This is a genomic window from Oribacterium sp. HCP3S3_B9, assembly GCF_052064255.1.
Taxonomy (GTDB): domain Bacteria; phylum Bacillota; class Clostridia; order Lachnospirales; family Lachnospiraceae; genus Oribacterium.
In genome coordinates this window covers 42,717-53,422 of sequence record NZ_JBQHVY010000021.1, presented here as the reverse complement: position 1 = coordinate 53,422, position 10,706 = coordinate 42,717, and the positions used below count along the sequence as shown (strand labels likewise).

Here is a 10,706-nt window from a genome sequence, read left to right as displayed (position 1 = left end):
TTGATATCGGACATGCTGAGCATCTTCCTTTCCTCCCTTATCTATTGGTTGTGCTTTAGATAAAGGATAATTTTGATTGGTTGGTGTTTCAACGTGTCCTTTCCATTTATAAGGAATTCCTTTTCCAATTTCAGGGATTTTTATTTCCAATTCCTGGTATTATTAGTTTACAACATACAGCCAAATACTTTTCTGCCATTGTCTTTGCAGAGAACTGTCTGGCTCTTATTAAAGCAGCTTGCCCAAGTGACCGGCGCAATTCAAAGTTATTTACAAGCATACCAATGCTATCTGCGATAGACTCAGAATCTGTTCCTGTAAAAATTGCTTCACTGCCATCCTCTAACATATCCACAATTCCGCCAACAGGGGTCGTGATAATTGGTAGCCCCGTAGCCATTGCTTCAATCAAAGTCATTGGCATACCCTCATATAGGGACGGAAGAATAAAAATATCCGCTTCGTTTAGAAACATATTTACTTCTGGTTGTAATCCCAACAAATTAACAGAATCTGAAATGTGTAATTCTTGAATAAGTTCCTTCACTTGTTCTTTTAATTCCCCATCCCCAATCAAGATTAGCTGAGAATCAGGATATTCTGACTTAAATAAATTGAATCCTTTTATCAACTCGATATGGTTTTTTGCTTCAGCAAATCTTCCGATATGCAGTATTTTCATTGGCTTATGAACCGAATAATCATCTTTAGCAATGCACTTCTCAATATTTATTCCGTTGAAAATAATTGGTATTTCGGTTATCGGAAGACTGTAAACCTGAGAGATTGTATTACGAATATATTCAGTTAGTGCCACCGGAATCACTTTACAATATTTATAAAAAAACCTGTTTATTAGTTGATCGATTTTGCCACATTCCTTTTCTGCAACGTTATGAACTGTGTGTACCATTCTTGGAACTTTTGCCATAACCGCAGCTGGAACGGTATATCGCATGACATATCTGTGTGTATGAACAACGTCAGGCTTTTCTTCCTTAAATATTCTATAAAACTTGGCCACCATACTGACGTCCAGACCATGTTTTTTCCCAAGATATCTAATGTCAATCCCGCGCTTTTCCATTCTATCCGTAATAGCCGAATGAAAGCTATACATACTCACTACGATTACTTTGTGTCCTGCCTTCACGAGTTCATAGGATAAATTTTCGCACATTGTTTCTGCGCCTGCTAAACCAAACTCCGGCATTATTTGAATAATCTTCATTCTTTTCACCAACTTTATTCTAGTATCTTTTGATAGGCTTTCTTTATAAAACTTCTACTCCTATTAATAATGGATTGTTGATATTCCGACCATTTCTCTGCCATTTCTTGAAATTTCGCATTATGAGTAATTGCATACATAGCTTTCATTTGAGCTATATGCAGATTATGGTAAAAAGGACTAGTTATCATACCTGCACAGTCATACATACTCCAATATCCATTATCGAAAGCGTCAAGATGATTTACCAGACTTTGAACTGTTTTTTCGAATATTTTCTTTGTTTCTGAGGTTCCACAAACTAAATTATAATCATAAAGACCCCATATACTAAAAATCCATCCGTTCAAAACAACTGGTTTGTGGGTAAATTCGTGAAAGAAAATATCCTCTCCCAAGTATTCCGTCGTTCCTCCATTGTTAATATCCAAAAGCATAAAATCTATTGCTTTCCGTGCGGCCGACAGATATCTTTCATCTTTACTTGTTTCATATAGTCTAAGAAGTAGGGATGTAGCCTCTCCTTGAGCCATTGAGGAGAATGGATGATCTGGGAACTCATAAGCAAAATTATCCCAACTACCATTTTTATTCTGAAATTCCATTGCCCAATCTGCACATTTTTTAGCTTTTTCAAACATCGACTTATCATCTGATAAAAGATACAAATCGTATGCTCCTAATCCATATTGAAAAATCATGATAGGAAAATATATCTTCTCTCCGCTATCAACAGTAAGCAATGGTATTCCTTCAGAATCCAATTCCTGTGATTCACTAACTTTTTCTGTCAAGTCGTTATAATAACCCTTAAGCTCAGATATAGAAAATGCTTTCCCTAATCCCTGGTTTACATGCTGTATGCTTTTCCCTGTCAGCATGCGGCACCATTTCTGTAGATTATAAAATGTAATCGCCATAATTGTTTCCTACCTACACTCGATAATTGTTTAGTTGTAATATTGTTTTCAATATCTCAGGTTGGTATTTCTTAGCCTCTCTCAAACAATTGCATTTCATTCCAGTTATACTTTGCGGATTCGCAATAACCTCTAGGAGCTTTATCTTTAAATCATGCATATTCTCGAAATCGTATCCCATTCCTGTTACGCCAGGCACAATGATGTCTGAAAAGCTCTCCCATTTTGATGCCAGAACAGGTACACCTGCAGCATAAGCATCAATGATTGTCCCTGGAATGCCTTCCGTATAGAAACGAGTCGGAAATACTAGCATAAAATAGTCTTTTATAACAGAAACACTTTCGGAAGCAGGTACACATCCACGATAAAAAACAAATTCAGAATTTGCATTAATCAATCTCTTAAAATCATTCTCGTATCCACAGTCAATCTGACCGTAAATATCCAGAAGAAAGACGGTACGATTTTTTTCTTGATTGATTTCTGAAATTACCTGAATAATGTCCTCAATTCCCTTCTTTTGCATTACTCGAGAAAAGGTACACAGCTTATATGGTTCCTGCTGGGAATAGACCAATTCTTTTTCTGCCAAAATAGGAATATCCTTAAAATTAGGTAGAATAATTACATTTTGGAATCCCTTAGATGACAAGGCCTGGCTCATGGTCGATGTCTCCACATAGATTCCATCCATTCGTTTCAGAAAAAAAGCCAACCATTTCCTTTTTGTTACCATTTCTGGTAGCCAACCGCCAATCACAATGTAGTGAAGACGTTTCCTAAACAATCTGTTCAGAATTACCAAGAACGGAGAAAAAATTTTTACACTGTTATGAGCAGGCAAAATGATAATATTGTCGCAATGAATCAGCATTGAAAAAAGTGCGTATAAACACTTCGGTAATACCCGGATACCCCCATATGTATCTTCTGTAAGAACTTGACTCTCTCCAAGTTCCTTTCGCAATTGTTCTGTAACACTTTTGGTCTTAACCGTTTGGCCATCAAGAAATTCCTTATTACCACCAAAATGTCCGCAAATACCCACTTTATATCTCGCCACAATTACAATCTCCACCATCTCATGCCAGATGCATCAAGGTCTGCTACCTTATACAGGCCCTTAACATCGAGCAGAACCTTCTCATCATCTGCACCGGATTTGAAGAGTGCCTTAATATCATTAAGAGCAAGAGCTCTAAACTCATTGTGGGCAACAGCCACAATCACACAATCCGCATCTTTCACATCATCCAGTTTGGTGAGCGTCACACCGTACTCATGCATAGCATCTCTTTCACTAGCCCAAGGATCGACAACCACCGGTGTAATGCCGTAAGAGCCCAGTCGATTAATGATGTCATCCACTTTGCTGTTTCTGGTGTCCGGGCAGTTCTCCTTGAAAGTCAGGCCAAGAATAACAACCTTGGAATTCTTCGGAGCCTGTCCTGCTTCAATCATTTTCTTAATTGCAGCGTCAGCAACGTATGCACCCATGCTGTCGTTTACTATTCTTCCGTTGAGGATGATCTGGCTATGATAGCCCAACTTCTCTGCTTCATATGTAAAGTAGTACGGATCCACGCCAATGCAGTGACCACCGACAAGTCCTGGACGGAAGCCAAGAGCATTCCACTTGGTGTTCATGCCATCGACAACCTCGTTGGTATCAATACCCATACGGTCAAATACCATGGCGAGCTCGTTCATGAAAGCAATATTGATATCACGCTGGCTGTTCTCAACAACCTTGACTGCCTCGGCTGTCTTGATGTTGGAAACTGGATGAGTGCCAACTTCGATTACCAGGTCGTATACATTCTTGATTTCTTCAAGAGACTCTGCATCGCAGCCAGATACAATCTTGCGAATATTCTCCAAACGGTGCACCTTATCGCCCGGGTTGATACGCTCAGGAGAGTAGCCAATCTTGAAGTCCACGCCACACTTCAGGCCAGACTCTTTCTCAAGAATAGGAATACATACATCTTCTGTACAGCCGGGGTAAACAGTAGACTCGTAGACGACAATTGCGCCTTTGGTGAGATTACGACCAACAATTTCCGAAGCTCCAATAACTGGAGTGAGGTCAGGTGTGTGATCGGTATTAACCGGAGTAGGAACTGCAACGATGATGAACTTCGCTTCCTGGAGCTTCTTCTCGTCAGCTGTAAACTCGACGGTAGTAGCCTTGATGCCCTCATCACCGACTTCTTTGGTCGGATCGACACCCTGCTTATACAGTTCAATTTTTGCCGCATTCAGGTCAAAGCCGATTACCTTAACCTTCTTTGCAAAGGCAACAGCAATAGGCATACCAACATATCCCAGACCGACAAGAGCGATTTTTTCTTCGCCAGCCACAATCTTCTCATAAAGTGTCATTTTACTTTTCTCCTTATCTATATTCCTTAGAAAACAATTTCAAAATACCTTTTAATGAACCTGCTCCATATGTGATGTGAAAAATAGGGAACAGTAAAACCAACAAAAAGAATTCCTTTAATCCACTAGCTTGTTTTGCTGAAAATAGGCAATCCAGAGCAAAATATAGTGCCATTTCTAAAGCAAACAGCCACCATATTGGGTGGTAGATAATCCCTGCGATAGGCAGGATAATTAGTGAAAGCAAGAAAGCTAATGGAATAAAATGTCTTACTCCCATGGAACCTGGACACAATTTCATTGTGATTACATTCCACATTCCATTTTTTACCGCCATGTCCGATATGCCCTTGATGCTATCTCGACAGTAATATGACAGCTTGATATCTGATGAAAGATAAATCTTACCCCCATTTTTTCTAATGCGGTAATTCATCTCGTTATCCTGGTTGCGAGTTAATCTCTCATCATATCCGCCCCATTTTTCAAACACTTCCCTTCGGAATGCTCCAAATGGAACTGTATCTACATATCCTGATTCACCATTAGTTCTGAATTCAGAATTGCCCACGCCAAAGCGGCTAGAGAGCATTTTCGCAATGGCATTACCAACGAAGCCCTTGCTCTTTGTTTCGGCAACTCCACCGACATTATCTGCATCGGTCGTATCAAGATAGTAGACACACTTTGATATGTAGTCTTTATTGTAATCGGCATGGGCATCTAATCTAATGATGTACTTTCCCGTTGCCTCTTTGATTCCGATATTCATTGCGTATGGAACTGTTTTGTTCGGGTTGCTCAAGAGTTTTATCAGATTAGGATATTTCTCAATATACTCCCCGATCAATTCTCTTGTTCTGTCAGAAGACATACCATCCACAAAAATCCACTCCATGCACTCCTGTGGATAATCTTGAAGTAATAAAGAATCAATACAGTTCTCTATGTATTTTTCTTCGTTATAAACCGGCATTACCACGGATATAAATGTTTTATCCATCTAACCTATACTCCTTGCTTGTTCCTTGCTCTCTTTCTTCATTGTGTTTTTCACCGTGTATTCCGGTGTTTTACTTATATTCCTTACCAAGCACAGCAAAAACGGTTCTGAACATGGTTGCTATATCACCAAAAAGGAGAAGTCTATAATAGACCAAAGATTGTACTTCATCTTCACAGGAAGTACTTCTTCCATACAATTTTTCTATTCTCCAATTACATTGTTGATGTAACAATCTGTCGCATTATTTCTGCTTATTATTTTTGCTGGACTACCTATTACAATTGAATGATCAGGAACATCACTATTCAAATATGTATTAGGCGCAATTAAAACATCGTTTCCAATATGAATAGAACCGACGATAGTTGAGTTCATTCCAATCCAGACATTGTTTCCTATCGTAGGTGTCCCTTTTCTAATACCTCGATTTTCCTGACCAATAGTAACTCCTTTATGGATATTGCAATTCCGTCCTATTACTACCTTATCGTTTATTGTTATGCCGTATGGGTGGGCAATAAAAAACCCTTTGCCTATTTGTACGGGATAGTCAATTTCAATTCCATGTTTTTTACCAACAATTAGCAACAGAGCATGATATATCTTTTGTACCCCCCCCGGGAGAATTGGCACTTTCTAAATAGATATGTCCAGAGTTTTATGTACTTATCAATCTTGTCATTGCCGTATCTCTGTAAATCGGCGCAATATACTTCTTTAAAATTACTCATAATCTTTTCCCATAACAGCAAGCACTGTACGGAACATTGTTTTAATCTCTCCTATGAAGGAGAATTCCTTAATGGACTGAAGATTGAACTTCATCTTGCCTGGAAGCACTTCCTCCATGTACACCTTGTCCACATCGTCTGCTGCTTCCAGCAACTCCGCTTCATCTTTGTATCTAATGCTGGCCTCAGATGTTATGCCAGCAGGAAGAAGTAGAGTAGCGTAATACTCAGGCTTATACTTCTCCACATATTTCACTGCTTCTGGTCTTGTGCCCACAAAACTCATGTTGCCGGTGATAAGGTCGAATACCTGTGGCAGCTCATCAAGTCTGCACCCTCTGAGTTTTGCACCAACCTTTGTGATGCGACTGTCATTACCAACGGTGACTGCAGAACCGATTTTATCCGCGTTACTCACCATTGTGCGGAACTTGTGGATTTTGAAGTGTTTGCCATAAGTTGTAATTCGTTCCTGTCTGTAGAAGACGGGACCTTCGGAATCCAGTTTTATCATCACAGCAATCACAGCCATTGGGATGGCAAGGATGATCAGCAGAATCAACCCGCCAACCAAATCCATCGCCCACTTCAAAACCAAGCTCAACTTCTTTTTCTTAAGTGCCTCATAGTATGGTCTGACTTCCTCAGTCCGCATAAAATCAGGCAATTCTTCCCATTTTTTCAAAATCATCAGATCACTCCATGAACACAAAAGAATTCCAATCACAGTACCAATTGTGTTGTTCAACACATCATCCGCTTCGCAGTAACCCAAGAGAAATATGTATTGAGAACACTCAATAAAAGTAGACAGTAGAAAACCGACCAGAATGGCCTTCCAGCCTTTACCACCGAGTAGAACACCCAATGGAATGAACAGCAGAATATTGAGAGCAATATCCCACCAATATCCCATCCGAACTTCCCAGAACAGGCCCTTGGTTATTCTCTCCATTCCCACTTCTCTCGAGAAAAGAGTCACCCACAGGATAAAGAAGATATACAGGGCTATAAGTACTTTCCGTTTCCTCTCCCCCAATGGCGCTCCTTTCTCCGCTTTACTTATCCACACACCATTCCCACACTCTTTTTTCCTCTCCACGCTCATTTCCACACATTTCTCCCTCTCAATCTCTCCATACCCCAAAACTCCTCATCTCCTCATCTCCTCAGGAGTGAGTGGTTAGAATGGTATGGTTTGGTGGATAGGAAGGTTTGACGTGCTTAGTGTTGAAGTGTGGGTTACTTCAAATATCCCTTCACTACTTCCTTGAAATTCTCAATAACATACTCCACATCTTCATCACTCAGTAGCGTATGGAGAGGTAATGTAATGAGGTTCTCATAATACTCATACGCATTAGGGAAATCCTTAATGTCCCAACCTAACTCTCTATAAGCAGTCATCATCGGGAGAGGTTTATAGTGGACATTGCAGTTCACACCACGCTCCGCTAATCTCACTATTATCTCCCTACGCTCCGCGTCTCCGATCCCGGGCACTCTACTTAAATAGAGATGGTTAGAAGATTGGAAGTTCTCGCCGCTGTGGACAAGATGCTTCACACCCAACTCATCACACATCTCGTCATACCGCGCAATAATCTCCCCTCTCCTAGCGAGGAGCTGCGGGTACCTATCCAGCTGCTTTAACCCTATCGCCGCCATGATGTCGGTCATGTTGCACTTGTACCAAGGACCGATTATGTCATATTCCCACGCGCCGATTTGGGATTTAGCTAGAGCGTCTTTGGACTGGCCGTGAAGGCTCAGAAGCTGGTACTGATGATAGATTTCCTCGTTATCTATTCCCTCTATATCTCTCCACGTACTAGCCCCACCCTCTGCTGTGGTAAAGTTCTTGACCGCGTGGAAGGAAAAGTCCGTGAAGTCGGCTATCTCTCCAGCCATCTTGCCGTTTCTAGATGCGCCCAGCGCGTGTGCTGCGTCTGAGAAGACTATTACTCTTCCAAGGGCTCTTTGAATTCTGGCTCCTAAACTATCTCCTTGGAGAGGAGTGAAGAGCGCCCTCTTCTTCTCCACAACATCAAACAGCTTGTCGTAATCACAGACAATTCCACCGAGGTCCACAGCCACAATAGCTTTGGTACGCTCAGTAATCGCCTCGCCCACCTTGTCGTAGTCCATCTCCACACAGTCTTTCTGACTGTCCACGAAAACGACTTTTGCTCCACAGTGGATGGCAGCTGAAGCACTCGCTGTGTATGTATAAGCAGGAACGATAACCTCATCACCCTCACCGATACCACAAACACGGAAGTTCAACTCTTCCGCTGCTGTGGCAGAGTTCAAGCAAACAACCTTGCTCGTATGGCAGTAGGTTGCAAGCCTACGCTCTAACTCTTTCGTCCTTGGCCCTGTGGTGATCCAGCCACTTCTCATCGCTTCCGCTACTTCATTTATCTCCAGTTCCGAAATGTCCGGTGGACTAAACGGTATTACTCTTTTTTCCATCATTGTTCTCCCCTTGCATTGTTTTCTAATTTTCTTATCCACGCCATTGGTGTGGTCATATATCCCTTTTCTTCTTCCAATCCAACCAACCACTCATCCTCACCATTTCCACACCGCTCTCCTCACTGCTCTTTTCCTTTCATCCTCACCACGCGGATGTGGTTGAGCGGAAGAGATAGATGGGTCGATAGATGATTAGGCATTGGTGTCATAATGCACCCCATTTTCACCCCTACACACCGCTTCCAACCCCCTCTTTTCCACCCCTCCTGCACGGTCATACTCACCAAAAAGTGAGTAGTGAAATTGGCGAAGTTGATAGGTAGATAGATAATTAGGGATTGGTGGCAAGATGCAGGTACTTTTTTGGGGTCGATAGATGATTAGGCATTGGAGGTGAAAGTGAGGGTCAATAGATGATTAGGGATTGGTGTCGATATGCACCTCTCTAGCCTTCTCTACACCTCTTTTTTCCTTCTCCTGTGGTCATCCCCACTCCTTTTCGTCTTTTTCCTTCTCGCCGCCACTCTCTTTTTCACTTCCCCGCCATTTCTGGCGTGGTTTTTAGTTGTGTGGCGGGGTTGGATGGGTGAAAAGTAGTGAATAATGACGAATACGGGTATGATATGGAGGTTGTGGATTGGTAGTTTTTTACGGTCGATAGATGATTAGGGACTAATATCGGCTATTGAATATCTCCAATTGTTTTACATTCATTCCATGCATCCACAGGATTGGTAGACATATCCTCTGTTCCCATTGCATAACCGGTGATTGTAATATTAATATCATCAATAGCTGCATACTCTGCATTTGAGATTGATTTCATGGTCATCTGATTTGTCAGAGCACTTGTACTATCTCCAGGAGCCAATATTGTCATCTCAGTACTTCCATAAGCATAAACAACTGTTCCATCATCCTCACTCACAACACACCATTCATCATCAACATCAAATGAGTAAAGAATTCCATCTGCTGTTGTTGGCATATCCACTTGTATAAACACATACATTTCTTCGGTTGCATCATTATATATAACTGGTTTTACATCAAAGCTATCACCAGGTCCCACTTTCGTTGCTGCCATATCAGTGGAAAGATCAAATTGGAAAACCGTCTTTTTTGAGAGTTTTGATGTTTCACTTTTTGTAAAAAATAATGACATTATTGCATATGCAATAATTGTTGTCCCAAGACAAACTCCGCAAGCGACTCCTGTTCCAACTGCTTTCTTATTCATAAATCATTACCTCTTGATTAATCCTTTGTATCCCTACAAAACTTAACCATAGCCCACCGCCAGACATGGCGTGTGAGCTAAGTCAGTTCCTCCTTATAGAATTTTCTACTCTGGATTGTGGGTCAATTCATGAGTATCCAAGAAGCCATCTTCACCTCTTGGATTCTCTGACCCACTCCAGTTTCCGTAGAAAATTTCAAATAACGGGGACTGACTTAGAGCCGAAAACCCTTGTAAATTCAAGGCTTTTTCTTGGTTGTCCCTATTATACAGCTATCACCTGCTTGCCTTAGAGTGCACCGTGGCTGATCGCCGGCTTTCCGTATAAGCGCTCGCCCGCGAGCTTGCAGCAGAGGTGGAGCGCTGCGGTACAGCAGGACAGGCCGACGGCGTACTTCACTTCTGCCTTCTCGGCCGCGATCTTCTCCACCTGGTTGATGTTCTCACCGACGGTGCTCATCCAGTTGGTTTCGTAGGCTTCGGTCACATAGGCGAGCTCCTCGCCGTGCATCGTCGGGGATGCCAGCCATACCTTCTTATCAAACGCTTTAAATTCATCTTTTCTTGTAAAAGCCATGTTTCCCCCTCCGCGCTCTGTTCCCCTGTTCAGGCGGCGCTTGTCTTCACTGTTTATGAATTGAAAAAGGGATTTCCAAACGAATTTGAAATCCCTTGCTTTAAAGGTGCTGATGACGAACTGTGTATCTTAGGC

The 10,706-nt window shown here is 41.7% G+C and carries 10 protein-coding genes and 1 pseudogene; all 11 read right to left on the bottom strand.

Features of this window, described 5'->3' with window-relative positions; genetic code table 11:
* Positions 1-130: 130 nt before the first annotated feature.
* The gene (locus ACTNC3_RS10015) at positions 131-1,231 is read right to left on the bottom strand and encodes a glycosyltransferase (protein ID WP_441227338.1); all 1,101 of its coding nucleotides are present in this window, start codon (positions 1,229-1,231) and stop codon (positions 131-133) included.
* Between the two features lie 14 nt (positions 1,232-1,245).
* Entirely contained in the window at positions 1,246-2,151 is a 906-nt protein-coding gene (locus ACTNC3_RS10010) for a D-glucuronyl C5-epimerase family protein (RefSeq protein ID WP_441227337.1), read from the bottom strand.
* 13 nt (positions 2,152-2,164) lie between these two features.
* A complete protein-coding gene (locus tag ACTNC3_RS10005; protein ID WP_441227336.1) occupies positions 2,165-3,217 on the bottom strand; it encodes a glycosyltransferase in 1,053 nt (350 codons plus the stop codon).
* 2 nt (positions 3,218-3,219) lie between these two features.
* Complete coding sequence (locus ACTNC3_RS10000) at positions 3,220-4,539, bottom strand: nucleotide sugar dehydrogenase (protein WP_441227335.1); 1,320 nt, start codon at positions 4,537-4,539, stop codon at positions 3,220-3,222.
* Positions 4,540-4,552: 13 nt separating this feature from the next.
* A complete protein-coding gene (locus ACTNC3_RS09995) occupies positions 4,553-5,542 on the bottom strand; it encodes a glycosyltransferase family 2 protein (RefSeq protein ID WP_441227334.1) in 990 nt (329 codons plus the stop codon).
* A gap of 204 nt (positions 5,543-5,746) precedes the next feature.
* Positions 5,747-6,133, bottom strand: coding sequence for a serine O-acetyltransferase (locus ACTNC3_RS09990; protein WP_441227333.1), 387 nt, complete (start codon positions 6,131-6,133; stop codon positions 5,747-5,749).
* A 135-nt stretch (positions 6,134-6,268) separates the two neighbouring features.
* Positions 6,269-6,967, bottom strand: coding sequence for a sugar transferase (locus ACTNC3_RS09985; RefSeq protein WP_441227340.1), 699 nt, complete (start codon positions 6,965-6,967; stop codon positions 6,269-6,271).
* Positions 6,968-6,991: 24 nt separating this feature from the next.
* A pseudogene (locus ACTNC3_RS09980) lies at positions 6,992-7,384 on the bottom strand (VanZ family protein); the annotation flags it as partial.
* Between the two features lie 134 nt (positions 7,385-7,518).
* Positions 7,519-8,751, bottom strand: coding sequence for a DegT/DnrJ/EryC1/StrS family aminotransferase (locus ACTNC3_RS09975; protein WP_441227339.1), 1,233 nt, complete (start codon positions 8,749-8,751; stop codon positions 7,519-7,521).
* Between the two features lie 685 nt (positions 8,752-9,436).
* On the bottom strand, positions 9,437-9,994 hold the full coding sequence (locus ACTNC3_RS09970) for a hypothetical protein (protein WP_410043268.1): 558 nt from the start codon (positions 9,992-9,994) through the stop codon (positions 9,437-9,439).
* A gap of 289 nt (positions 9,995-10,283) precedes the next feature.
* Complete coding sequence (locus tag ACTNC3_RS09965; protein WP_441227332.1) at positions 10,284-10,571, bottom strand: DegT/DnrJ/EryC1/StrS family aminotransferase; 288 nt, start codon at positions 10,569-10,571, stop codon at positions 10,284-10,286.
* Between the last annotated feature and the right edge of the window lie 135 nt (positions 10,572-10,706).

Excerpts from the sequence above, each read along its gene's own strand:
- ACTNC3_RS10015 (WP_441227338.1), bottom strand. The coding sequence starts at position 1,231 with ATGAAGATTATTCAAATAATGCCGGAGTTTGGTTTAGCAGGCGCAGAA.
- ACTNC3_RS10010 (WP_441227337.1), bottom strand. The coding sequence starts at position 2,151 with ATGGCGATTACATTTTATAATCTACAGAAATGGTGCCGCATGCTGACA.
- ACTNC3_RS10000 (WP_441227335.1), bottom strand. The coding sequence starts at position 4,539 with ATGACACTTTATGAGAAGATTGTGGCTGGCGAAGAAAAAATCGCTCTT.
- ACTNC3_RS09995 (WP_441227334.1), bottom strand. The coding sequence starts at position 5,542 with ATGGATAAAACATTTATATCCGTGGTAATGCCGGTTTATAACGAAGAA.
- ACTNC3_RS09985 (WP_441227340.1), bottom strand. The coding sequence starts at position 6,967 with ATGATTTTGAAAAAATGGGAAGAATTGCCTGATTTTATGCGGACTGAG.
- ACTNC3_RS09975 (WP_441227339.1), bottom strand. The coding sequence starts at position 8,751 with ATGGAAAAAAGAGTAATACCGTTTAGTCCACCGGACATTTCGGAACTG.
- ACTNC3_RS09970 (WP_410043268.1), bottom strand. The coding sequence starts at position 9,994 with ATGAATAAGAAAGCAGTTGGAACAGGAGTCGCTTGCGGAGTTTGTCTT.
- ACTNC3_RS09965 (WP_441227332.1), bottom strand. The coding sequence starts at position 10,571 with ATGGCTTTTACAAGAAAAGATGAATTTAAAGCGTTTGATAAGAAGGTA.